The organism is Burkholderia sp. WSM2230, assembly GCF_000472445.1.
Lineage (GTDB): Bacteria > Pseudomonadota > Gammaproteobacteria > Burkholderiales > Burkholderiaceae > Paraburkholderia.
Window position 1 is genome coordinate 97,545 of the sequence record NZ_AXAJ01000017.1, and the last position, 23,949, is coordinate 121,493.

The window sequence follows — 23,949 nt, forward strand, 5'->3', positions numbered from 1 at the left end:
CACTAACACGCGTTGAGTTATGTCGACAATTGTAAGGGCCGGCGGCCTTTGGGACCCATGGTTCCGGCCCGATCCGGACGGGTTCAACCGGCCCACGCGGGCGGCGCCATGCGGCCCGGCGCACAGGGGCCCGGGCTGCGTTCTGTTAGAATGTCACGCTTTCAGCCTTGTCCGTTTGCTCTGCCCGTTTCGCGTCTCCCGGCGCCGCACCGTGCGCCGAAGCGGACTGGCCGCCGAGCTCCCGGGCCTCAAGCGCGCACCGCTTTTTGACTCTGTCTCCGGACTCGACATGACGACCCCGTCTCCCGCACCCACCTCTTTGATGGCCAACGCGATTCGCGCGCTGTCCATGGACGCCGTTCAACAAGCGAACTCCGGCCACCCCGGCATGCCGATGGGCATGGCCGAAATCGGCGTGGCCCTGTGGTCGCGCCATCTGCGCCACAACCCGAAGAACCCCCAATGGGCTGACCGCGACCGCTTCGTGCTGTCCAACGGCCACGGTTCCATGCTGCTGTATTCGCTGCTGCACCTGACCGGCTACGACCTGCCGATCAGCGAGCTGAAGAATTTCCGCCAGATGCATTCGAAGACGCCGGGCCACCCCGAATACGGCATCACGCCGGGCGTCGAGACCACCACCGGCCCGCTCGGGCAGGGTCTTGCGAATGCGGTTGGCATGGCGCTCGCGGAGTCGCTGCTCGCCACCGAATTCAACAAGCCTGACGCGAAGATCGTCGACCACCACACATACGTGTTCGTCGGCGACGGCTGCCTGATGGAAGGCATCTCGCACGAAGCCTGCTCGCTCGCCGGCGTACTGAAGCTGAACAAGCTGATCGCGTTCTACGACGACAACGGCATCTCCATCGACGGCGAGGTGGTGCACTGGTTCCACGACGACACGCCCAAGCGCTTCGAAGCGTATGGCTGGAACGTGATTCCGAACGTGGTCGGCCACGACGTCAACGCAGTGGACGCAGCCATCAAGCAGGCCAAGCTGTCGGACAAGCCGACGCTGATCTGCTGCAAGACCGTCATCGGCGAAGGCGCGCCGACCAAGGCCGGCAGCCACGATTCGCACGGCGCGCCGCTCGGCGACAAGGAAATCGCGGCCACGCGCGAGGCCATCGGCTGGAAGTGGGAGCCGTTCGTGATTCCGCAGGAGGTTTATGCGGCGTGGGACGCGAAGGAAGCCGGCGCGCGCCTCGAATCCGACTGGAATAAGGCGTTTGCCGCGTACGCCGCGAAATATCCGCAGGAAGCAGCTGAATTCACGCGCCGCAGCGCGAAGCAACTGCCGGCGGACTGGAAGGAAAAGGCACAGGCGATCATCGCCGGCGCGAACGAGCGCGCGGAAACCGTCGCGACTCGCAAGGCTTCACAGCAGGCCATCGAGGGTTTGTCGGCAGTGCTGCCTGAATTGCTCGGCGGTTCCGCCGACCTGACCGGTTCGAACCTCACCAACTGGAAGGCAGCGAAGCCGGTGCGCGTGAACGCCGAAGGCCGCGCGGCGGGCAACTACGTCAACTACGGCGTGCGCGAGTTCGGCATGAGCGCCGCGATCAACGGCGTCGCGCTGCACGGCGGCTTCAAGGCGTTCGGCGGCACGTTCCTCACCTTCTCCGATTACAGCCGCAACGCGCTGCGCGTCGCCGCGCTGATGAAAGCGCCGTCCATTTTCGTGTTCACGCATGATTCGATCGGCTTGGGCGAAGACGGCCCGACGCATCAATCTATCGAACACGTCGCGAGTCTGCGCCTGATTCCGCATCTGCAAGTCTGGCGTCCGTCGGACACCGTCGAAACGGCGGTGGCCTGGACTCAGGCGGTCGAGCACAACGGCCCGTCGTGCCTGATCTTCAGCCGTCAGAACCTGCCGTTCTCCGAACGCACGGACGCGCAAATCGCCAACATCGCGAAGGGCGGTTATGTGCTGCGCGACTGGAACGACGAAATCGTCGCGCGCAAGATCATCCTGATCGCCACCGGTTCGGAAGTCGAACTCGCGCTGAAGGCGGTCGAGCCGCTGGCGCGTGAGGGCATCGCGGCGCGCGTCGTCTCCATGCCGTCGACCACGGTGTTCGACAAGCAGGACGCCGAGTACCGCGAGCGCGTGCTGCCGCACGGCGTGCGCCGCGTTGCGATCGAAGCGGGCGTGACGGATTTCTGGCGCAAGTACGTGGGTCTGGAAGGCGGCGTGGTCGGCATCGACACGTTCGGCGAATCGGCCCCGGCTGGCGTGCTGTTCAAGCATTTCGGCTTCACCGTCGAGCACGTGGTGGAGACGGCCAAAGCCGCACTCGGCTGACCTGGCGCAAGGCGTTGCCGCCCGCGTGAAAGCAGCACGTGAACGCGCGGCAACGCGGCCGGTCAGACGAAACATCGACGTATTTTTTCAGCCATCAGGAGATAGACCATGACGATTCGCGTCGCAATCAACGGCTACGGCCGGATCGGCCGCAACACGCTGCGCGCCTTCTATGAAAACGGCAAGAAGCACGATATCCAGATCGTCGCTATCAACGATCTCGGCGATGCCAAGACCAATGCTCACCTCACGCAATACGACACCGCGCACGGCAAATTCCCGGGCGAAGTGTCGGTGGACGGCGACTACCTGGTTGTGAACGGCGACAAGATCCGCGTGCTGGCCAACCGCAACCCGGCTGAACTGCCGTGGGGCGAGCTGAACGTCGACGTCGTGATGGAATGCACGGGCTTTTTCACGACCAAGGAAAAGGCGAGCGCGCACATCAAGGGCGGCGCGAAGAAGGTCATCATCTCGGCGCCGGGCGGTAAGGACGTCGACGCGACCATCGTCTACGGCGTGAACCACAACGTGCTCAAGGCATCGGACACGGTCATTTCGAACGCATCGTGCACGACGAACTGCCTCGCGCCGCTCGTCAAGCCGCTGAACGACAAGATCGGCCTCGTGAACGGCCTGATGACGACCATTCACGCGTACACGAACGACCAGGTTCTGACGGACGTGTACCACGAAGACCTGCGCCGCGCGCGCTCGGCCACGCATAGCCAGATCCCGACGAAGACGGGCGCTGCGTCGGCTGTCGGCCTCGTGCTGCCGGAACTGAACGGCAAGCTGGACGGCTACGCGATTCGCGTCCCGACCATCAACGTGTCGGTGGTTGATCTGTCGTTCATCGCCGCGCGCGACACGACGGTCGAAGAAGTCAACGCGATCATGAAGGAAGCGTCGCAAGGTGCGCTGAAGGGCATCCTCGGCTATAACGACGCGCCGCTGGTTTCCGTCGACTTTAACCACAACCCGGCTTCGTCGACGTTCGACGCCACGCTGACCAAGGTGTCGGGCCGTCTCGTGAAGGTGTCGAGCTGGTACGACAACGAATGGGGCTTCTCGAACCGCATGCTGGACACGGCTGTGGCGCTCGCGAACGCGAAGTAAGCTTCGGTTGCGTATCTGGAACCGCTGCGGCTGCAAGGTCCAGCGGTTCTTAGCTACCGTAAAAGAAAAACCGCTCTCAGGAGCGGTTTTTTTACGCCTGCGGAGCCGGAGCCGCGGCAGGAGTCGGCGTCGGGAAATACACGCCGGCACGCTGCGCGGCGTTAGAAATATGCGTTTCGATGGCTTTGCCCGCCGCGGCGGAATCCCGCGCCTTGAGCGCGTCCAGAATCGCGCGGTGCTCGGTGTAGGTCGAGAGCACCAGTTCACGCCGGTAAAACGGCATGCGCTGGCTTTCCTTCATGATGTCGGCGCTGCTGCTCAGGATCGACTCGATTGCGGCATTGCCCGCAATGCTGACGATCCGCATGTGAAAGTCGTAGTCGAGGCGCGCGGCTTCGTCGAGTTCGTCGCATGCGAGCGCGGTCTGCATGGCCGTGATGTTTTCCTCGAACCACACGAGGTCCGAATCGCTGACGGCGAGCGCCGCCATGCGCGCGATAAACCCTTCCAACGCGTAGCGCATCTGATAGGTGTCAGGCAGTGAAGACTGCGCGGCAAAGCGCCAGGACTGCGCCGCCGCTGCCTGCGCGCGTTCCACGTACACGCCCTTGCCCGGCCTGATGACGAGCAGCCCCAGCGCTTCCAGTGTGGAAAGCGCCTCGCGCAACGACGCGCGGCTGATCGCGAGTTCTTCCGAGAGCTGGCGCTGGGCCGGCAGCAGGCTGCCTACGGGATAAACGCCCGCTTCGATCCGTTCGCGGATGGTCGCGATCGCGGCATCGGTGACAGTGTGCGGGACATTTTTCATCGGAACTCACAGGAAAGTGTGGTCTGACCGGCATTGTAGTACGAGCCCGAAAGACGTGCGATCAACGACGAATATGCCGCCGGAAAGTGCGACGGACAGGCTAGGAAACCCCGGGTAAACACCGTTTTATGACTTCTTGACGCCAGTATATCGGCTTCCTACTATCCTCCATAACAGTACTGGTCAGACCAGTCTGAACAGATGGAACATCCACTCAGGAGGAAGCCGTGCTGAAGTTTCTCAACTCGCTATTTGGCCGGGTCGTCATTGCGCTGCTGATCGGCGTCGCGATCGGCGCGCTGTACCCACAGTTCGCGCAATCGCTGCGTCCGCTCGGCGACGGTTTCCTGAAGCTGATCAAGATGGTGATCGGTCCGATCGTGTTTTGCGTCGTCGTGAGCGGCATGGCCCACGCGGGCGATCTGCGCAAGGTCGGCCGCGTCGGCCTGAAGGCGGTGGTCTACTTCGAGGTGATGACGACAATCGCGCTGCTGATCGGCGCGGTGCTCGCGTACGTGACGCGTCCCGGCGCCGGCATGAACATCGACCTGCATTCGCTCGACCCGGCCTCGCTGTCCACGTACACCGAGCACGCGAAAAGCCTGAAGGACACCGCCGGCTTTCTGCTGAAGATCATTCCCGACACTGCATTCAACGCGTTTGCGACCGGCGACATCCTGCAGATTCTGGTGTTTTCGGTGCTGTTCGGCTCGGCCCTGTCGTTGCTCGGCAGCAAGGGCGCGCGGGTGAGCAACATGATCGACGAACTCGCGCAGGTGTTTTTCCGCGTGATGGGCTTCATCATCAAGCTCGCGCCGCTCGGCGTGCTCGGGGCGATTGCCTTTACGACCGGCAAGTACGGCGTCGAATCGCTGAAGCAGCTCGGCATGCTGGTGCTCGTGTTCTACGCGAGCTGCATTGTGTTCGTGGTGGTCGTGCTGGGTGCCGTCATGCGGCTCGCGGGCTTCAGCATCTTCAAGCTGATGCGCTATTTGCGCGAAGAGCTGCCGATCGTGCTCGGCACCGCTTCGTCCGATGCCGTGCTGCCGCAAGTCATGCGCAAGCTCGAATGGATGGGCGTGAAGGACTCGACGGTCGGTCTCGTGATTCCCACTGGCTACTCGTTCAATCTCGACGGCTTTTCCATCTATCTGACGCTCGCCGTGCTGTTCATCGCTCAGGCGACCAACACGCCGCTTTCGACGCATGATCTGATCGTGGTCGTGCTGGTGTCGCTCGTCACGTCCAAGGGCGCGCACGGCATTCCCGGCTCCGCCATCGTGATTCTGGCCGCGACGCTCTCCGCGATTCCGGCGATTCCCGTGCTCGGCCTCGTGCTGATCCTTCCTGTGGACTGGTTCGTCGGCATTGCCCGCGCGCTGACCAATCTGATCGGCAACTGCGTGGCGACGGTGGTGGTCGCGGTGTGGGAAAAGGATATCGACCGGGCGCGCGCCCATCGGGTGCTGAACGGCGACGCTGATTTCCGCTATGTCGCGGCCGGCGAGGACGCGGCTATCGAACCGGCAACCGGCAACGGCGCACCGGCAATTTGAGGGCAGTGTGAGGGCAGCGCGAGCGGCGGCGCGTGGCCGGCGTCGGCAGGCGAGCCACGCGCGCGCCGCTCGGCGCGCCGTCTGACGCTGACTGGCTCAGCTGTGCGGCGAGTTGAGCGCATCGCTCGCCAGCGTCTCCATGCGAAGTCCGCTCACCCGCTTTTCCTGACGCTTCCCGATTCCGCGCGCCGACGCAGCGCGCTTTGTCCGCCGACGAACATGCCGAACCGTCGGCGCTCCCAACCTTTCGTCGTTTGACCCCAAACCATGGCTAATCCGATCCTCGACCCGAACGCTCCCGCTTTCACCCGTCGCTACATGAATCTCGCCGATCCGCGGCTCGGCGCGAAGGCGCTCTTCGCCAGCGACGAATTCTTCGCGCCGAAAGAGCGCATGCTCGATCCGCAGCCGGCGGTGTTCATCCCCGGCAAATACGACGACCACGGCAAATGGATGGACGGCTGGGAAACCCGCCGCAAGCGCACGAGTGGCCACGATCACTGCGTGATCCGCCTCGCGCGCCCGGGCGTCGTGCATGGCGTCGATCTGGACACGAGCCACTTCACGGGCAACTTTCCGCCGGCGGCGTCGATCGACGCCTGTCACGTGGACGGCGACCTGCCGCCCGATAACGCCGACTGGCAGACGCTGGTTCCCGCGACGACGCTGCAAGGCAATCAGCACCATTACGTCGAAGTGAACGACGTGCGCGCTTTCACCCACTTGCGCGTGAACCTGTATCCGGATGGCGGCCTCGCGCGTCTGCGTGTGTACGGTCAGCCAAAGCGCGACTGGGAGCGCGTGGAGCGCGGCACGCTGCTCGATCTCGCCGCGATTGAAAACGGCGCGTACCTCGTCGCTGCCAACAACCAGCATTTCGGGCCCGCTTCGCAGATGCTGATGCCGGGACGCGGCGTCAACATGGGCGACGGCTGGGAAACGCGACGCCGCCGCGAGCCGGGCAACGACTGGGCGATCGTCGCGCTGGCGCGGCCGGGCGTGATCCGCAAGATCGAAGTGGACACAGCCCATTTCAAGGGCAATTTCCCCGATCGCTGTTCGCTGCAGGCGGCGCGCGTGACCGGCGGCACTGACGACTCGCTCGTCACGCAGGCCATGTTCTGGCCGGTGCTGCTCGACGAGCAGAAACTGCAGATGGATCATGTCCACGCGTTCGCGGATGGCCTCGCGTCGCTCGGCCCCGTCACGCACGTGCGCTTCAATATTTTCCCCGACGGCGGCGTGTCGCGGCTGCGTCTGTGGGGCGAGATCGCGTAACGGAGCGCCACGCATGAAAACATCAGAAGCGAGCTTGCCAGCGGCATTGCAACCGACGTTGCCACGGACACTGCCACTGCAGCGCCTGACGCGCGCCGCTTTCGCGCCGTTCGGCGACGTGATCGAACTCGAGGGCACGCGGCATTTCGCGATCAATGGCGGGACCACCGAGCGCTATCACGACCTCGCGCGCGTCGACGTGACGGACGCGGGCGGACGGCCGCTCATCAACCTGTTCCGGGCGCAGCCGCAACCGTTGCCGATCGACATCGCGATGATGGAGCGGCATCCGCTCGGCAGCCAGGCTTTCATTCCGTTGACGCCGTGCCGCTATCTGATCGTCGTCGCGCCGGCCGGCGAGCTCGATGCAACCCGGTTGCGTGGCTTCTGGACCGACATCTGGCAAGGCGTCAATTATGCGAAGGGCGTCTGGCATCATCCGCTGCTGGCGCTGGATCGCGTGAGCGATTTTCTCGTCGTCGATCGCGGCGGCGAGCAGCACAATTGCGATGAACAAACGCTGCCGCAGCCATGGCGGCTCGTGTTTCCGGAGAGCGTGGCGAGCACGGCAACCACTGTCTAAAGGAGCAAGTAAGCAAGCGAAAGGGATCGGCGCGCCGGCTCCATCGGACAAAAAAAGCCCGGCCGATTTCACCCGGCCGGGCATTTTTTTCTGCTCATTGCTCACCTTCCGACCGCGCCCCCCGACACGGCCGCGGCCGCGTCAATGCTTGCGATGCGGGCAGTTTTCCTTGGTGCAGGCGCCATACAACGCCAACGCGTGCTCCTGCAATTTGAAGCCGCGTTCCTTCGCAATAGACTGCTGACGGCTCTCGATCTCCGAGTCGAAAAACTCTTCGACAAGCCCGCAGTCGAGGCACACCAGATGGTCGTGATGCGACCCTTCGTTCAGTTCGAACACCGCCTTGCCCGATTCGAAATTGCTGCGCGACAGCAGGCCGGCCTGCTCGAACTGCGTCAGCACGCGATAAACGGTGGCAAGACCGATATCGAGTTCCTCGTGCAGGAGGTTGCGGTACACGTCTTCGGCCGTCAGGTGACGGACCGGGCTGTGCTGAAAAATCTCAAGGATTTTGAGGCGCGGAAGGGTCGCCTTGAGCCCGATATTCTTGAGATCGGTTGGATTGGTCATGACAAGGGATCCCTAGAGTACAATGCTGGGCTCTCATAGTAATGCGTTTTTGCCGTTCTGGTCATCTTCGATGGAATGAAACTCGCGCGGCTCGTCAGCGGGCCCGCACGGTGAGTGAAATGATTTCAAAATCTCAACTGATCTACCGGGGGAGCCGCATGCGGGGTACCTTGATCGCTGTTGCGGCTCTCGCGATCCTTGCAGGATGTTCCACTTACGATAGCGTCACGCAGCGGATTGCTCAGAGCATCACGCCGTACCGCATTACCGTCGTGCAAGGCAATTTCGTTTCGAAAGAAGCCGCCTCGCAAATGCAGGTTGGCATGTCGCGCGCCCAGGTGCGTCAGTTGCTCGGCACGCCGCTTCTCGCGGACATGTTCCACGCGGACCGCTGGGACTACGTGTTCTACTTCAAGCGCGGCTCCACTAACGTCGTGCAGCAGCGGGACTTCATCGTGATGTTCGCCGGCGACCGCGTCGCGAGCTGGAGCGGCGGCGAAGACCTGCCGTCGAATCTGGAACTGCTGGCGGAGATCGACGGCGACAAGCGCGGCAAGAAGGCGGCCGTACCGGTCGCGGCGAGCGCCGCGGGCGCGAGCGCGCCGGCCGCTGCGACTGCGCCGGTCACCGTGGACACGGCGCGTTCGCCGTCCGTGGAGGGCGCAGCAGCCGCCGCGACGCCGTCCACCGACCCGAACGCGGAAGCCGCGCAAGCCGCCAATCGTGCGACGAATGCAGTGCAAACACCGTCGCGCAACACGCAGTCGTCGGTGCGTTCCACGGCGCCCACCGCGAATGCCGGCGGCGTGCCGTCGCAAGGCCCAACGTCCGCTGGTCAGCCGCAGTTCCAGTTCCACCGTCCGCCGCCGCCGCCCTCGCCGTCGGCGCAAGACAATCCGGTGGGACCGACGGGTTCGTCGCAAAACGGCAGCGGCCCGACGTATAACGCGCCGCTCACCGCGCCGTCCACGTCGGGAACGAGCCAGTAATCCCGCTGTCCTTGTTTTAAGACGGTGGCTGCGCAACCGCCCGCTGCGGCGTAGCGTCCTGCGTTGCGCGGCACCGTTTGCTTCTTTGCTGGTCCAGTCATGCGCGGCGCGAGGGCGTGCTGCCCGCCGCCGCTTTTGCCCGCCCTTGCCGGGCTGTTCTTTCGAACCCTCGTAGCCATGAAAATTGCGATTGCTGGCGCATCGGGCCGTATGGGCCGCATGCTCATCGAAACCGTTCTTAACGATTCCGACGCCACGCTGTCCGGCGCGCTCGACCGTGTGGGTTCGCCGCAACTCGGTCAGGACGCCGGCGCTTTTCTCGGCAAACAGACGGGCGTCGTGCTGACGGACGACATCGAGCGTGTATTTGCCGAGTCCGACTATCTGATCGACTTCACGCGGCCCGAAGGCACGCTGGTGCATCTGGAAGCGGCGCAGCGCCACAACGTGAAAATGGTGATCGGCACGACCGGCTTCGACAATGCGCAGAAGGCGCAGCTGCGCGCCGCAGCGGACAAGATCGCGATCATGTTCGCGTCGAATATGAGCGTGGGCGTGAACGTCACGCTGAAGCTCCTCGAATTCGCCGCCAAGCATTTCGCGACCGGCTACGACATTGAAATCATCGAGGCGCATCACCGTCACAAGGTCGATGCGCCGTCGGGCACCGCGCTCACCATGGGCGAGGTGATCGCCAATGCGCTCGGCCGCAATCTCGACGACTGCGCGGTCTACAGCCGCGAAGGCGTGACGGGCGAACGCGATCCATCCACCATCGGCTTTTCGGCGATTCGCGGCGGCGACATCGTCGGCGATCATACGGTGCTGTTCGCGGGCATTGGCGAGCGCATCGAAATCACGCACAAATCGGCAAGCCGTCTTTCGTACGCGCAGGGCGCGCTGCGCGCGGTGCGCTTCCTCGAAGGCCGCCAAACCGGTTTCTTCGACATGCAGGACGTGCTCGGCCTGCGCTAAGCGGGCGAAACGCACGCCAAAACGCACGCAAAAACGGCACTTTCTTACGGCGAGGTCAGATGGCAGGCGGCAGCGGCATCATCCATTACCTGCAAACGAGCGACGCGATCACGCATGGCGTCGCCTATGTGTTGCTGGCGATGTCCATTGCGAGCTGGTGCTTTCTGATCGTCAAGAGCTGGGTGCTCGTGCGCGCCAAACGTCAGGGCGCGCGCGCGGTCGCACGCTTCTGGCAGGCCGCGACGCTCGCCGAGGGCGTCGCTGCCCTGAAGCGCGCCGACCGCGAGCGCGTTTTCGCACCGCTCGCCGAAGCCGCGCTTCATGCCGCCGAAGTGGATATTCCCGGCGCGCTGCTCGCGCGCGTGGAGCGCAATGAGCGGGTGCTGAGAGCGCTGCGGCAAGCGCTCAATGCGTCGCAACGGCGGCTCGAATTCGGCCAGGTGCTGCTGGCTTCGGTCGGAAGCACGGCGCCTTTCGTCGGCCTGCTCGGCACCGTGTGGGGCATTTATCACGCGCTCGGCAGTATTGCGGCGAGCGGTCAGGCGCAGATCGAGAACGTCGCCGGTCCGGTCGGCGAGGCGCTCATCATGACCGCCTTCGGTCTGGTGGTCGCGATTCCCGCCGTGCTCGCCTACAACGTGCTCGGGCGGCTCGTGCGACAGTTGTCGGAAGAACTCGACGGTTTCGCGCACGACCTGCACGCGTACGTCTGCGCGCCCGCCGGCCAGCCGCAAGCGCCGCTGCGCGGACAGCAGGCCGCCGCTCAACAGGCTCGTTGAGCGTGCCCGGCAAGGCGGACTGACTAAGTGCGTTGACGGGTCAGGCGAGTCAGGACGCCAACTCGGGAAGCTGGCTGAGGACGCCAGCCAAGCAGATCAACCAACCACGCTAACCGGGCACTCGACGAAGGAGGCGACATGGCATTCGGCGGATTCGAGAAAAAACAGACGGCTGCGCCCATGGCGGACATCAACATGACGCCGTTGATCGACGTGATGCTCGTGCTGCTGGTGATCTTCATCATTACGGCGCCTTTGTTCACGCACGCAATCAGGCTCGATCTGCCGAAGGTCGCCGCGGCGCCAGCGCGCGAAACGCCGCAAACCATTTCGCTTTCAATCGACGCCGCGGGCAAGCTCTACTGGAACGGCAGCCTTACCACGCTCGAGCAGATGCGCGCGCGTTTCGCGCAAGCGGGCAAAGAGGCGGAAGCCCAAGCCGACCAAGCCCGGAAAGCGGCCGCGCAGCCGGAAATCCACCTGCACGCCGAGCGCAATACGCGCTATGAGGTGATCGCGCAGGTGATGGGCGCCGCGCAGCAGGCTGGGCTCGAGCGCATTGGCTTCGTGACGGACCCGCCGCCGGCCGGCAAGCAATAACCGCAAGCAGGCGCACGACGCTGGGAGCGCGGCGCAGCCGTCCGCGAACGGTATAATCAGCCCTTTCCCCGCAGAAGGGGAAACGACGCCATTTCATCCAGCAAAAGCACCAAAGCAGCATAGCGGCCGGTGCGGAAGCACCGAACCCAGCGATCCATCACACCATGCACGAAAAATACGTTCCCTCCGACGTCGAATCCGCCGCGCAAGGGCAATGGCGCGCCGTCGACGCATACAAGACGACGGAAACCACCGACAAGCCCAAGTTCTATTGCGTCTCGATGCTGCCGTATCCGTCGGGCAAGCTGCACATGGGCCACGTGCGCAACTACACGATCAACGACGTGATGTACCGCTATCTGCGGATGAACGGCTACAACGTGCTGATGCCGATGGGTTGGGACGCGTTCGGCATGCCGGCGGAAAACGCGGCGATGGCCAACAACGTGCCGCCCGCGAAATGGACCTACGACAACATCGCTTACATGAAGAAGCAGATGCAGTCCATGGGCCTCGCCATCGACTGGTCGCGTGAAGTCGCCACCTGCAGCCCGGACTACTACAAGTGGAACCAGTGGCTGTTCCTCAAGATGCTGGAAAAGGGCATCGCGTACAAGAAAACGGGTACCGTCAACTGGGACCCGGTCGATCAGACCGTGCTCGCGAACGAGCAGGTGATCGAAGGCCGCGGCTGGCGTTCGGGCGCGCTCGTCGAAAAGCGCGAAATCCCGATGTACTACATGCGCATCACGCAGTACGCCGACGAACTGCTGAACGATCTGGAAGGCCTCGGCTGGCCGGAGCGCGTCAAGATCATGCAGCAGAACTGGATCGGCAAGAGCTTCGGCGTGAACTTCGGCTTTCCGTACGAAATAGACGGCGAGCAGAAGCTGCTGCGCGTGTTCACCACGCGCGCTGACACGATCATGGGCGTGACGTTTTGCGCAATTGCCGCCGAGCATCCGCTCGCCACGCGTCTCGCGAAAGACAAGCCGGAACTGCAGGCTTTCATCGACGAATGCAAGCGCGGCGGCGTGGCGGAAGCCGACGTCGCGACGATGGAAAAGAAGGGCATGGCGACCGGCTTTTACGTCACGCATCCGCTCACGCAGGAGCAGGTCGAAGTGTGGATCGGCAACTATGTGCTGATGAGCTACGGCGAAGGCGCGGTGATGGGCGTGCCGGCGCACGACGAGCGCGACTTCGCGTTTGTGAAGAAATATGGTCTGCCGGTCAAGCAGGTGGTGGCGGTCGAAGACAAGGAGTTTTCGACAGACGCCTGGCAGGAATGGTACGGCGATAAGACGGGCACGCTCGTCAACAGCGGCAAGTACGACGGCTTGAACTATGAGCAGGCCGTGGACGCGATCGCCGCTGACCTGAAGGCGCTCGGCTTGGGCGACAAGCAGATCACGTGGCGTCTGCGCGACTGGGGTGTGTCGCGCCAGCGTTACTGGGGCACGCCGATTCCGATCATCCATTGCCCGAAGTGCGGCGACGTGCCGGTGCCTGAAAAAGACCTGCCGGTCGTGCTGCCTGAAGACCTCGTACCGGACGGCACGGGCAACCCGCTCGCGAAGTCCGAAGCGTTCGTGAACTGCACCTGCCCGACCTGCGGCGGCGCGGCCAGGCGCGAAACCGACACAATGGACACCTTCGTCGATTCGTCGTGGTACTTCTACCGCTACGCGTCGCCGGACGCAAAGACCATGGTCGACGAGCGCACCGATTATTGGGCGCCGATGGACCAGTACATCGGCGGCATCGAGCACGCGATTCTGCACCTGTTGTACTCGCGTTTCTGGGCGAAGGTGATGCGTGACCTCGGCCTCGTCAAGTTCGGCGAGCCGGCCAAGAACCTGCTCACCCAGGGCATGGTGCTCAACGAAACGTATTACCGCGAAGACGCGGCGGGCAAGAAGACCTGGTACAACCCGGCCGACGTGACCGTCTCGTTCGACGACAAGGGCCGCCCGGTCGGCGCTGTGCTGAATGCGGACGGCGAGCCGGTCGTGCTCGGCGGCGTCGAGAAAATGTCGAAGTCGAAGAACAACGGCGTCGACCCGCAATCGCTGATCGACCAGCACGGTGCGGACACCGCGCGTCTGTTCGTCATGTTCGCCGCGCCGCCGGAGCAGCAACTGGAATGGTCGGGCTCGGGCGTGGAAGGCGCGAGCCGCTTCCTGCGCCGCGTCTGGAGCTTTGGCCACGCGAACGAAGCCGCGCTGCGCGCGGACGGAAAGTTCGACGCCGCGCAACTCGGCGACGCCGACAAGCTGCTGCGCCGCGAAATCTACAGCGTGCTCAAGCAGGCCGACTTCGACTACCAGCGTCTGCAGTACAACACGGTGGTGTCGGCGGCAATGAAGATGCTCAACGCGCTCGACAGCGCGAAGGGCGCATTGCCGGCCGTGCTGCGTGAAACGTACGGCGTGATGCTGCGCGTGCTGTATCCGGTCGTGCCGCATCTGACGTTCCAGTTGTGGCAGGAACTCGGTTATGCCGACGAATTCGGTTCGCTGCTCGACGCGCCGTGGCCCAAGGTCGACAAAAAAGCGCTCGAGCAATCGGAGATCGAACTCGTGCTGCAGGTGAACGGCAAGGTGCGCGGCGCGCTGACGGTGGCGAAAGAGGCGTCGCGTGAATCGATCGAACAGCTCGCGGCCGCGCACGAAATGGTCGCGAAGTTCAGCGAAGGCAAGGCGCCCAAAAAGATCGTCGTGGTGCCGGGCCGCCTCGTGAACGTGGTCGTTTGACAGCAACATCCGCCGGCCGGCATGGCGCCGCCTCGCGCGGCGGCGCTTGCCGCGCGCCGGGAATTCACTGCGAACCAGGAGCCAATGTGACTCGCAGATCGCTTTTCGTAACGCTGGCTTGCAGCGTATTGATGTTGTCCGCGTGCGGCTTCCAGCTGCGCGGCCAGCAGGACTATGCCTTCAAGCGCCTCTTTATCGCGGGCGGTTCGCCGGCGGCGAGCGCGCGGCTCGCGCGCATCGTGCAAGGCGGCAGCGACACGGTGGTGGTGAGGTCCGTGGCCAACGCCGACGCCACCTTGCAGATCACCGAAGCTCGCGGCACCAGCACGCTGACGCTGAATTCGCTGGGCGTCGTCGCCGAATATCAGTTGAATCTGAACATGAACTACACGCTGGTCGGCAAGGACGGCACTGTGCTGATCCCGCCGAGCGTGATCGCCCTGAACCGCGCGATGACCTATAGCGACCAGTATTCGCAGGCAAAGACCGCCGAGTCGGACATTCTGTTCGCCGACATGGAAAACGACGCAATCGACCAGCTCACGCGGCGTCTGTCGAGCGTGCGCTCGCTGCATCCGGCGCCGGGCGAGCAGCTGCCGGGCGTCGTGCCGCGCGCGCCCTTGCCGCCGCCGCCGCTGTGAGCGTCGCGCGTCGATCCGACCTGGGACACACGTAGCCATGCAACTGCGACTGGACGCGCTGGAAGCGCATCTCGCCAAGGGACTCGCCGGACTGTACGTCGTGTACGGCGACGAGCACCTGCTCGCGCAGGAAGCATGCGACCGCATTCGCGCGGCGGCCCGCGCGGCCGGCTTCACGGATCGCTCGGTGTTCACAGTCGAGCGCAGTTTCGACTGGAGTTCGCTGCTGGGCGCGAGCCAGTCGATGTCGCTGTTCGGCGACCGTCAACTGGTCGAATTGCGCATTCCGTCGGGCAAGCCCGGCAAGGAAGGCGCGGATGCGCTCAAGTCGCTCGCGGGTTCCGTGAACGACGACGTGCTCACCATGATCACGCTGCCGCGCCTCGACGCCGCCACGCAGAAATCCGCGTGGTTCACGGCGCTCGCGGATGCGGGCGTCGCGCTGAAAATCGATCCGGTCGAGCGCGCGCAGTTGCCGAACTGGGTCGGCCAGCGGCTCGCGGCGCAGGGCCAGCGGGTGGCCGCAGGCGAGGAGGGGCGGCGCGCGCTCGCGTTTATCGCGGAGCGTGTGGAGGGCAATCTGCTCGCCGCGCATCAGGAAATCCAGAAACTCGGGCTGCTGTATCCGGCGGGCTCGTTGAGCTTTGAACAGGTCCACGACGCCGTGCTGAACGTCGCGCGTTACGACGTGTTCAAGCTCAACGAGGCGATGCTCGCGGGCGACGTCGGCCGCTTGTCGCGTATGCTCGACGGGCTGCGCGGCGAAGGCGAGGCGGCGGTGCTCGTGCTGTGGGCCGTTGTCGAAGAATTGCGCACGCTGTTGCGGATCAAGCGCGGGGTCGCGGCCGGCAAGCCGCTTGCCATGCTCGTGCGCGAAAACCGCGTGTGGGGTCCGCGCGAGCGCTTGATCGGGCCGGCTTTGTCGCGTGTCAGCGAGGCTTCGCTTGAGAAGGCGCTGGCGCTGGCGGCGCGGCTGGATCGGCAGGTGAAGGGTTTGTCGGGTGGTACGCCGGGTAATCATCGCCATGATCCGCCGCCCGATCCTTGGGACGGCCTGTTCGAGCTTGCTATGACGGTGGCCTCGCCAAAAACGTCGGCTGTGCCGCCGCCGCGACCTCGGAGCGGGAGTGGTGCCGCGGCGCGTAGGCCGGTGTGAACTTGACTGCTGTGCCGGGCGCCGGAGTTTGAGAGCATTGCAGCTTCAGCGCAACCAGGTCAAGACAAGCAAAACTTCGCAGGCCAAAGCGCAGCCTTCCGGTATTGCAGCATTGCAGCGTCCAGGTATCGCAAGGCCACCAAGCGCGCCCGCGCAAGCAAAGCTCCCTGGCCCGACTTACAATCGTTGAATCTTTCCCTACTCAGCTAAACAACCTGCCCGCCGCGACTCGGCGTGCGCGTCACCACGAGAATCACCATGGATATCGACCAGTACATGACCGACCTCGGTCGCCGCGCCCGTCAGGCTTCGCGTGCCATGGCGCGTGCGTCGACGGCTGCGAAGAACGCCGCGCTCGCGGCGGTCGCAGCGGGCATCGAGCGCGACGCCGCGTTGCTCAAGGAAGCCAACGCGCGTGACCTGGCGCGGGCACGCGACAAAGGCCACGACGCGGCTTTCATCGACCGGCTGACCTTGTCCGACAAGGCGCTGAAGACGATGGTGGAAGGTCTGCGCCAGGTCGCGGCGCTGGCCGATCCGATCGGCGAAATCAGCAATCTGAAGTATCGGCCGAGCGGCATTCAGGTCGGGCAGATGCGCGTGCCGCTCGGCGTGATCGGCATCATCTACGAATCGCGTCCCAACGTGACGATCGACGCCGCCGCGCTCTGCCTGAAGTCGGGCAACGCGACGATTCTGCGCGGCGGTTCCGAAGCGCTCGAATGCAATACGGCGCTCGCAAAGCTGATCGGGGAGGGGCTCAAGGCCGCGGGCTTGCCGCAGGACGCCGTGCAGGTGGTGGCCACCTCGGATCGCGCCGCGGTCGGCAAGCTGATCACGATGACCGAGTATGTGGACGTGATCGTGCCGCGCGGCGGCAAGAGCCTGATTGAGCGGCTCATGAACGAAGCGCGCGTGCCGATGATCAAGCACCTCGACGGCATCTGCCACGTGTACGTGGACGACCGCGCCGATCTGGCGAAGGCGCTGACCGTGTGCGACAACGCGAAGACGCACCGCTACGGCACGTGCAACACGATGGAGACGTTGCTGGTCGCGCGCGGCATTGCATCGGAAATGTTGCCGCCGCTCGGCAAGCTGTATCGCGACAAGGAAGTCGAACTGCGTGTGGATGCGGCGGCGCGCGCGGTGCTGGCCGACGCGGGCGTGGGTCCGCTCGTCGATGCGACCGAGGAGGACTGGCGCACCGAATACCTCGCGCCGGTTCTCGCGATAAAGGTGGTCGACGATCTTGACGCGGCGATCGAGCACATCAACAAATACAGCTCGCAACATACCGACGCGATCGTCACGGAAGACCACGATCGCGCGATGCGTTTCCTGCGCGAAGTCGATTCGGCAAGCGTGATGGTGAACGCGTCGACACGTTTCGCGGACGGTTTCGAGTTCGGTCTCGGCGCGGAAATCGGCATCTCGAATGACAAGCTTCACGCGCGCGGTCCGGTCGGACTGGAAGGTTTGACGTCGCTGAAGTATGTCGTGCTTGGGCATGGCGAAGGTCGCCAATAAGCGCGAAGGTCGTGCAAGGCGTGGCCGTGCAACGCGGCCACGCATGGCTGTTTTGATTGCCGCGACCCTCGGTCACTTCGCGTCGCGATCCACGCGCGGCATTATCGCCCGCGCTTTTCAGAATAACTAACCCACCATCCAAGGACATCCGATGCTCTGGATCAAGACGTTTCACATCGTTCTGATCGCTTCCTGGTTCGCCGGCCTGTTCTATTTGCCGCGCATCTTCGTCAATCTGGCGATGGAAACGGAACCGGCCGCGGTGAAGCGTCTGCTGATCATGGCGCGCAAGCTGTTTCGCTTCATGTCGTTCATTGCTGTGCCGGCGCTTGCTTGCGGATTGTGGCTTTGGCTGGTGGTGGGCATCGGCAGCGGGCAGGGATGGATTCACGCGAAGGTCGGCGTGGTCGTGTTGCTGGTGATTTATCACGCTTACTGCGGTGTGTTGCTGCGCACTTTCGAGCGCGGGCAAAATCGTCGCTCGGATAAGTGGTACAGGATGTTCAACGAATTGCCGGTGCTCGGAATGCTGGCCGCGGTTGCACTGGTCGTGATCAAGCCGTTCTGATTTTTCGCTCCTGATTGGCGGCCGCTTCGCTGCGGTCACGTCTAAGACATTTCCGGAACATCGCGCGGTTTCTTCGCCGTGCTCGTCGGATACGCGGCATTCTCGCCGCTGAAGTCTCGCAAACTCTCCACGCTTTTTCTCAGGCGCCTGCGCCGCTCACGCAGGCGCATCGCCACATTTCCCCTTTCTGTCTGCGCCGCGGTGACAGGGCAAGCCCTTCCTCAAACGCTGCGCGCGTAGTGTCGTCCTCCACATCTGTCTGCAAAAGCCCGACCGTCAACGAGGCGTTTTTAGTCCTTGTCTGATTTTGTCTGTGAGGCGCGTCTCATATTCTCGACTCCGAACATTAGCAAAGCCCGACGGCCGTAGCCACGCTTCGCTCAATGTCGGGCCGCAGTGAGCGGTTGTCGCGTTTCCTACAAATTTTGTGAGTCTTCATGAATAAGAATCGATTTCGCCGGGTATTTAGCAAGCGTCTCGGCATGCTCGTCGCTGTTGCAGAGAATGTGACGAGCCAGGGCAAACAGGCAGGTGAGAGTTCCGGCGTCGGCGCGTCGGGCCGCGAATTTGGCGTCGTATCGACGATGAGTGCCGTGGCATTGGCATTGATTGCATTTCATCCGTCGGTGAGCCGCGCGCAGTCGCTCCCGACGAACGGCCAGGTGATTGCAGGTCAGGCGAGCATCTCGCAGACCAACCCGAACACGATGACCATCAATCAGGGTACGCAGCGCACCGTGATCGACTGGAACTCGTTTAACGTCGCGACGGGCAACACCGTCCAGTTCAATCAGCCGAACGCTCAGGCGCAGGCGCTGAACCGTGTGACGGGCGGCATGCCGTCGAACATTCAAGGTTCGCTCCTCGCCAACGGCCAGGTGCTGATCCAGAACGCGAACGGCGTGCTGTTCAGCAAGGGCGCGGTGGTGAATGTCGGTTCGCTGCTGGCGACGACGAAATCCATCGACGCGAACCAGTTCATGGCGGGCGGCCCGCTGCAACTCAGCTCGACGGGCACGAACGCGAGCGTGGTCAACGACGGTTCGATCCAGGCGCAGGGCTATGTGACGCTGATGGGCGACCAGGTGCGTAACAGCGGCACGATCACGACGGCGCCGGGCGGTCAGGTCGTGCTCGCCGCGGGCGACAGCGCGACAGTTGCGCTGCCGAACGGCCAGGGCATCCAGCTGACGCTGACGAACGCGACGGCCAACGCGCTGGTAGAAAACAGCGGCACGATCAACGCGCAGAACGGCACGGTGCTGCTCACGGCGCGCGGCAGCAACACGCTGCTCAACACGGTGGTGAACCTCTCGGGCGTGGTGCGCGCGGGCACGGTCGTCGCCGATGCAGGCAACACGGGCGACGTGGCGGTGACGGGCAAGATCGACGCATCGAACAACGCGGCGGGCGGCGTGGGCGGCACGGTGGTGCTGTCGGGCGACCGCGTGGGTGTGTTCGGCAATGCGAGCGTCGATGTGAGCGGCGATGCGGCGGGCGGCAAGGTGATCATCGGTGGTGACAGCCTGCATCAGCTGGCCGGCACGCAGGCAGCGGACATGCTGCAGGACGGCGTGAACTTCGCGAACTACACGCAAGTCGATTCCGGCGCGAGCATCAAAGCGGACTCCGCGCATGGCAATGGCGGCTTCGTCGAGACGTCGGGGCATAGCCTCGACGTGCAGGGCGCAGTGAGCGCGGCGGCGCCGAACGGCAAGGCCGGCCAGTGGCTGATCGACCCGACGGACGTGACGATCAGCACGGGCGCCGACGCGAACTACAGTGGCAATGTTTCGGGCGGCACGTTCAGCGGCGGCTCGAACACGAGCGCGACGGTGAAGAACACGACGATCAGCAACGCGCTGAGCGGCGGCGCGGACGTGACGATCACGACGGCGAGTTCTGGCACGGCGACGGGCAACATCGTGCAGCAGGCAGGCGCGGATATTATGAAGACGGGGGGTGGTGCGGCGACTCTGACGATGCTTGCCAACGGCAGCATCCAGCTCAACGGCAACATCACGACCACGAGCAACGCGCTGAACCTGAACCTGACCGCGGACATGAGCGGGAATCACAATGGTTCGGCGACTCTGCAGGGCGCCAACACTGATCTGGGCGGCGGCACGCTCACGATGTCGGGCAACGTGGTGAATGGCAACGGTCTCGCGGGTGTAAACGCCGTCTACCTCAACGGCAATCAGGCGAACATCGGTGGCGGGTCTATCACCGGGCATGCCACCACCGGCGACGGTGTGGGTATCGCGGGATATATGACGAAGACCGGTTTGGGCACGCTGACGTTGTCGGGCTCGTCAGTCTCCGGCGACGGCGTTCGTTTTGATCAAAACTCCCATTTGGTACAGACCGGCGGGACCATCAATGCCGTTGGTACATCGAATAGTGGTATCGGGGTTCAATTTGGAAGAGCCGGATATAACGGTCAAGCCCGCGTCGATGTATCGAACAACGCGATACTGAACCTGAACGGCGCTAGCACGACCGGCACTGGCGTTTCGATGGGGGCCGACCTCTATTCGATCGCTTCAAACAGTTTCAATATTTCGGATTCGGCGGTAATTAACGTCGTCGGTACGAGTTCGGAAGCCTACGGCGTTCTTGGCTATGCAACACAGGTCAACGCACAAGACAACGGCAAGTTCAATGTCAACGGAACCAGCGCGAATGGGACGGGCGCTTCGTTCTATTCCGGAGGTGCTCCCGTGGACTTTAATGTCTCGGGTAATGCGGCTGTTAGCGTCAGCGGTACCAGCACGAACGGCACGGGCGCTTCACTCACGCTGAACGGAAATGTCTCGGGCGACAGCGCGATCACAGTGAGCGGTACCAGCACGAACGGCACGGGCGCTTCACTCACGCTGAACGGAAATGTCTCGGGCGACAGCGCGATCACAGTGAGCGGCACCAGCACGAACGGAAGCGCTGCATATATCGGGGGGACGACTAACTTCTCGCAGAATGCCACCATGGATGTGAACGGGACATCGACTAACGGATACGGTGTTCAAAAGCAGGCAAATTGGAACGAATCAGATAACGCTCAAATCAATGTTGCCGGCACATCCAGCACTTCGATGGGTTTCATCGGCTGGTACGGCACCAATGTCACTGACTCCGCGACGCTCAATATTTCGGGCGTATCAAACACTGGTGCCGGCGCATGGTTCGCCCTTGGCAGCGTCGTGGATATCTCGGGCAACGGTGCAGTAAACGTTAATGGCCAGTCCAACACCAGCGCGGGCGTTGTCATTCGAGCCAATGACATTAGTGTGACCGACAATGGCACTCTATCCGTGCAGGGCAACTCGACTAGCGGAGCCGGTGTTTTACAGAATGGGACCAGTTCGATCAACACGTCGGGTAATGGCGAGATTTCCATTGCTGGCTCATCGGCGAACGGAAGCGGTGTCGACCTGAATACTGGCTCGATCAATACCGCCGGCAACGGTACCACCAATATCAGCGGTACATCGGCCAATGGCTCTGGCGTGCTTGTAGAGCCAAACGTTTCGGTCAACGTCTCTGGCGACGGAGGCGTGAACGTTACAGGCAACTCGACGAACGGCAATGGCGCGGTGATCAATGGCAGCGTAAACGTGACGGATAACGGCACGATCAACGTCAGTGGTGGTTCGACCAACGGTTCGGGCGTGATCGTCGATCCGAACGGTTCGATCAACATTTCGGGCAATGGCGCAGCGGATATCACCGGCAATTCGACGAACGGTAACGGTGCAGTCATCGACGGCAGCGTGAACGTGGCGGACAACGGCACGGCGAACATCTCCGGCAGCTCGACCAATGGTTCGGGTGTGATCGAAGGCGGCAACGGTTCAATCAACATCTCGGGTAACGGCGCAGCCGACATCAGCGGCAATTCGACGAACGGTAACGGCGCGGTCATCGACGGTGACGTGAACGTGACGGATAACGGCACGATCAACGTGTCGGGTAACTCGACCAACGGCTCGGGCGTAATCGAGGGCGATAACGGTTCGATCAACATCTCGGGTAACGGCGCAGCCGATATCTCCGGTAATTCGACGAACGGCAACGGCGCGGTCATCGACGGCAGCGTGGACGTGACGGACAACGGCACGGTCAACGTGTCGGGTAACTCGACCAATGGTTCGGGCGTAGTCGAGGGCGATAACGGCTCGATCAGCATCTCGGGTAACGGCGCAGCCGATATCGCAGGTAAATCGACCAACGGCAACGGTGCAGTGGTCGACGGCGGCGTAAACGTGACGGACAACGGCACGATCAACGTCAGTGGTGGTTCGACCAACGGTTCGGGCGTGATCGTCGATCCGAACGGCTCGATCAACATCTCGGGTAACGGCGCAGCCGATGTCACCGGCAATTCGACGAACGGTAACGGTGCGGTTATCGACGGCAGCGTGAACGTGACGGATAACGGCACGGTCAACATCTCCGGCGACTCGACCAATGGTTCGGGCGTGATCGAAGGCGACAACGGTTCGATCAACATCTCGGGCAATGGTGCCGCCGATATCTCGGGCAACTCGACGAACGGCAACGGCGCGGTCATCGACGGCAGCGTGAGCGTGGCGGACAACGGCACGGCGAACATCTCCGGCGACTCGACCAATGGTTCTGGCGTGATCGAAGGCGACAACGGTTCGATCAACATTTCGGGCAACGGTGCCGCCGATATCTCGGGTAATTCGACGAACGGCAACGGCGCGGTGATCGACGGTGACGTGAACGTGACGGACAACGGCACGATCAACGTCAGTGGTGGTTCGACCAACGGTTCGGGCGTGATCGTCGATCCCAACGGTTCGATCAACATCTCGGGCAATGGCGCAGCGGACATCGCGGGCAACTCGACGAACGGTACCGGCACGGACATCAACGGTTCGATCAACACGACGGATAACGGCACGATCAATATCTCGGGCAACTCGACCGAGGGTACGGGCGTGATCGTCGATCCGAACGGTTCGATCAACACCAGCGGCAATGGCTCGACCAATATCAGCGGTGATTCGACCAACGGTACGGGAACGGATATCAATGGGTCGATCAACACGACGGACAACGGCACGACCAATTTCTCGGGCAACTCGACCAATGGCACCGGCGTGATCGTTGACCCGAACGGTTCGATCAACACCAGCGGCAACGGCTCGACCAATATCAGCGGCGATTCGACCAACGGTACGGGCACCGATATCAATGGGTCGATCAACACCACGGATAACGGCACGATCAACATCAGCGGNAACTCGACCGATGGCACNGGNGTGATCGTCGATCCGAACGGTTCGATCAACACCTCGGGTAATGGCTCGACCAATATCAGCGGTGACTCGACCAACGGTACGGGCACGGATATCAATGGTTCGATCAACACCACGGATAACGGCACGATCAACATCAGCGGCAACTCGACCGATGGCACCGGCGTGATCGTTGACCCGAATGGTTCGATCAACACCAGCGGCAACGGCTCGACCAATATCAGCGGTGACTCGACCAACGGTACGGGCACGGACATCAACGGCTCGATCAATACGACCGATAACGGCACGATCAACATCTCTGGCAACAGCGCGGATGGTACGGGCGTGATCGTTGACCCGAATGGTTCGATCAATACGTCGGGTAACGGCTCGACCAATATCAGCGGTGATTCGACCAACGGTACGGGCACGGACATCAACGGCTCGATCAACACGACGG

At 63.0% G+C, this 23,949-nt stretch carries 17 protein-coding genes; 15 read left to right on the plus strand and 2 right to left on the minus strand.

Annotated features, from left to right (window positions below; genetic code table 11):
* Positions 1–289 precede the first annotated feature (289 nt).
* Both tkt and gap read left to right on the plus strand, forming a co-directional pair.
* On the plus strand, positions 290–2,311 hold the full coding sequence (gene tkt / locus A3AC_RS0125395; RefSeq protein WP_025602258.1) for a transketolase: 2,022 nt from the start codon (positions 290–292) through the stop codon (positions 2,309–2,311).
* Between the two features lie 108 nt (positions 2,312–2,419).
* On the plus strand, positions 2,420–3,430 hold the full coding sequence (gene gap, locus A3AC_RS0125400) for a type I glyceraldehyde-3-phosphate dehydrogenase (protein WP_025602259.1): 1,011 nt from the start codon (positions 2,420–2,422) through the stop codon (positions 3,428–3,430).
* 91 nt (positions 3,431–3,521) lie between these two features.
* Here gap and A3AC_RS0125405 read toward each other — a convergent pair whose 3' ends face one another.
* Positions 3,522–4,238 (minus strand): FadR/GntR family transcriptional regulator, encoded by a 717-nt coding sequence (locus A3AC_RS0125405; RefSeq protein ID WP_025602260.1) that lies wholly within the window; start codon positions 4,236–4,238, stop codon positions 3,522–3,524.
* A 227-nt stretch (positions 4,239–4,465) separates the two neighbouring features.
* Here A3AC_RS0125405 and A3AC_RS0125410 point away from each other — a divergent pair, with 227 nt between their 5' ends.
* From A3AC_RS0125410 to A3AC_RS0125420, 3 genes are all read left to right on the plus strand, one after another.
* A complete protein-coding gene (locus tag A3AC_RS0125410) occupies positions 4,466–5,794 on the plus strand; it encodes a C4-dicarboxylate transporter DctA (protein WP_025602261.1) in 1,329 nt (442 codons plus the stop codon).
* A 267-nt stretch (positions 5,795–6,061) separates the two neighbouring features.
* The gene (alc, locus tag A3AC_RS0125415; RefSeq protein ID WP_025602262.1) at positions 6,062–7,072 is read left to right on the plus strand and encodes an allantoicase; all 1,011 of its coding nucleotides are present in this window, start codon (positions 6,062–6,064) and stop codon (positions 7,070–7,072) included.
* 13 nt (positions 7,073–7,085) lie between these two features.
* Positions 7,086–7,655: an ureidoglycolate lyase gene (locus A3AC_RS0125420; protein ID WP_025602263.1), complete on the plus strand. Its 570-nt coding sequence runs from the start codon at positions 7,086–7,088 to the stop codon at positions 7,653–7,655.
* A 141-nt stretch (positions 7,656–7,796) separates the two neighbouring features.
* Here A3AC_RS0125420 and fur read toward each other — a convergent pair whose 3' ends face one another.
* A complete protein-coding gene (gene fur / locus A3AC_RS0125425) occupies positions 7,797–8,225 on the minus strand; it encodes a ferric iron uptake transcriptional regulator (RefSeq protein ID WP_012434340.1) in 429 nt (142 codons plus the stop codon).
* Between the two features lie 158 nt (positions 8,226–8,383).
* On the opposite strand from fur, the gene A3AC_RS0125430 reads away from it, so the two are divergent.
* The 10 genes from A3AC_RS0125430 to A3AC_RS0125475 form a co-directional block, all read left to right on the plus strand.
* Positions 8,384–9,214 (plus strand): outer membrane protein assembly factor BamE, encoded by an 831-nt coding sequence (locus A3AC_RS0125430; RefSeq protein WP_025602264.1) that lies wholly within the window; start codon positions 8,384–8,386, stop codon positions 9,212–9,214.
* A 177-nt stretch (positions 9,215–9,391) separates the two neighbouring features.
* The gene (dapB, locus tag A3AC_RS0125435; protein WP_025602265.1) at positions 9,392–10,189 is read left to right on the plus strand and encodes a 4-hydroxy-tetrahydrodipicolinate reductase; all 798 of its coding nucleotides are present in this window, start codon (positions 9,392–9,394) and stop codon (positions 10,187–10,189) included.
* 59 nt (positions 10,190–10,248) lie between these two features.
* A complete protein-coding gene (locus A3AC_RS0125440; RefSeq protein WP_025602266.1) occupies positions 10,249–10,968 on the plus strand; it encodes a MotA/TolQ/ExbB proton channel family protein in 720 nt (239 codons plus the stop codon).
* 138 nt (positions 10,969–11,106) lie between these two features.
* Entirely contained in the window at positions 11,107–11,568 is a 462-nt protein-coding gene (locus A3AC_RS0125445; RefSeq protein ID WP_025602267.1) for an ExbD/TolR family protein, read from the plus strand.
* A gap of 164 nt (positions 11,569–11,732) precedes the next feature.
* The gene (gene leuS / locus A3AC_RS0125450; RefSeq protein WP_025602268.1) at positions 11,733–14,324 is read left to right on the plus strand and encodes a leucine--tRNA ligase; all 2,592 of its coding nucleotides are present in this window, start codon (positions 11,733–11,735) and stop codon (positions 14,322–14,324) included.
* 86 nt (positions 14,325–14,410) lie between these two features.
* Positions 14,411–14,965 (plus strand): LPS-assembly lipoprotein LptE, encoded by a 555-nt coding sequence (locus A3AC_RS0125455; protein WP_025602269.1) that lies wholly within the window; start codon positions 14,411–14,413, stop codon positions 14,963–14,965.
* A 37-nt stretch (positions 14,966–15,002) separates the two neighbouring features.
* Positions 15,003–16,121, plus strand: a complete 1,119-nt coding sequence (gene holA, locus A3AC_RS0125460; protein ID WP_025602270.1) for a DNA polymerase III subunit delta — start codon at positions 15,003–15,005, stop codon at positions 16,119–16,121.
* A 258-nt stretch (positions 16,122–16,379) separates the two neighbouring features.
* Complete coding sequence (locus A3AC_RS0125465; protein WP_025602271.1) at positions 16,380–17,651, plus strand: glutamate-5-semialdehyde dehydrogenase; 1,272 nt, start codon at positions 16,380–16,382, stop codon at positions 17,649–17,651.
* A gap of 151 nt (positions 17,652–17,802) precedes the next feature.
* Positions 17,803–18,219: a CopD family protein gene (locus A3AC_RS0125470; RefSeq protein WP_025602272.1), complete on the plus strand. Its 417-nt coding sequence runs from the start codon at positions 17,803–17,805 to the stop codon at positions 18,217–18,219.
* 482 nt (positions 18,220–18,701) lie between these two features.
* Positions 18,702–23,949 (plus strand): two-partner secretion domain-containing protein (locus A3AC_RS0125475; RefSeq protein WP_025602273.1); only part of this gene is annotated, 5,248 nt, incomplete at its 3' end.

What these genes read in the sequence shown, in the direction of transcription:
- tkt (WP_025602258.1), top strand. Translation starts at nt 290, where the DNA reads ATGACGACCCCGTCTCCCGCACCCACCTCTTTGATGGCCAACGCGATT.
- gap (WP_025602259.1), top strand. Translation starts at nt 2,420, where the DNA reads ATGACGATTCGCGTCGCAATCAACGGCTACGGCCGGATCGGCCGCAAC.
- A3AC_RS0125405 (WP_025602260.1), bottom strand. Translation starts at nt 4,238, where the DNA reads ATGAAAAATGTCCCGCACACTGTCACCGATGCCGCGATCGCGACCATC.
- alc (WP_025602262.1), top strand. Translation starts at nt 6,062, where the DNA reads ATGGCTAATCCGATCCTCGACCCGAACGCTCCCGCTTTCACCCGTCGC.
- A3AC_RS0125420 (WP_025602263.1), top strand. Translation starts at nt 7,086, where the DNA reads ATGAAAACATCAGAAGCGAGCTTGCCAGCGGCATTGCAACCGACGTTG.
- fur (WP_012434340.1), bottom strand. Translation starts at nt 8,225, where the DNA reads ATGACCAATCCAACCGATCTCAAGAATATCGGGCTCAAGGCGACCCTT.
- A3AC_RS0125430 (WP_025602264.1), top strand. Translation starts at nt 8,384, where the DNA reads ATGCGGGGTACCTTGATCGCTGTTGCGGCTCTCGCGATCCTTGCAGGA.
- dapB (WP_025602265.1), top strand. Translation starts at nt 9,392, where the DNA reads ATGAAAATTGCGATTGCTGGCGCATCGGGCCGTATGGGCCGCATGCTC.
- A3AC_RS0125440 (WP_025602266.1), top strand. Translation starts at nt 10,249, where the DNA reads ATGGCAGGCGGCAGCGGCATCATCCATTACCTGCAAACGAGCGACGCG.
- A3AC_RS0125445 (WP_025602267.1), top strand. Translation starts at nt 11,107, where the DNA reads ATGGCATTCGGCGGATTCGAGAAAAAACAGACGGCTGCGCCCATGGCG.
- leuS (WP_025602268.1), top strand. Translation starts at nt 11,733, where the DNA reads ATGCACGAAAAATACGTTCCCTCCGACGTCGAATCCGCCGCGCAAGGG.
- holA (WP_025602270.1), top strand. Translation starts at nt 15,003, where the DNA reads ATGCAACTGCGACTGGACGCGCTGGAAGCGCATCTCGCCAAGGGACTC.
- A3AC_RS0125465 (WP_025602271.1), top strand. Translation starts at nt 16,380, where the DNA reads ATGGATATCGACCAGTACATGACCGACCTCGGTCGCCGCGCCCGTCAG.
- A3AC_RS0125470 (WP_025602272.1), top strand. Translation starts at nt 17,803, where the DNA reads ATGCTCTGGATCAAGACGTTTCACATCGTTCTGATCGCTTCCTGGTTC.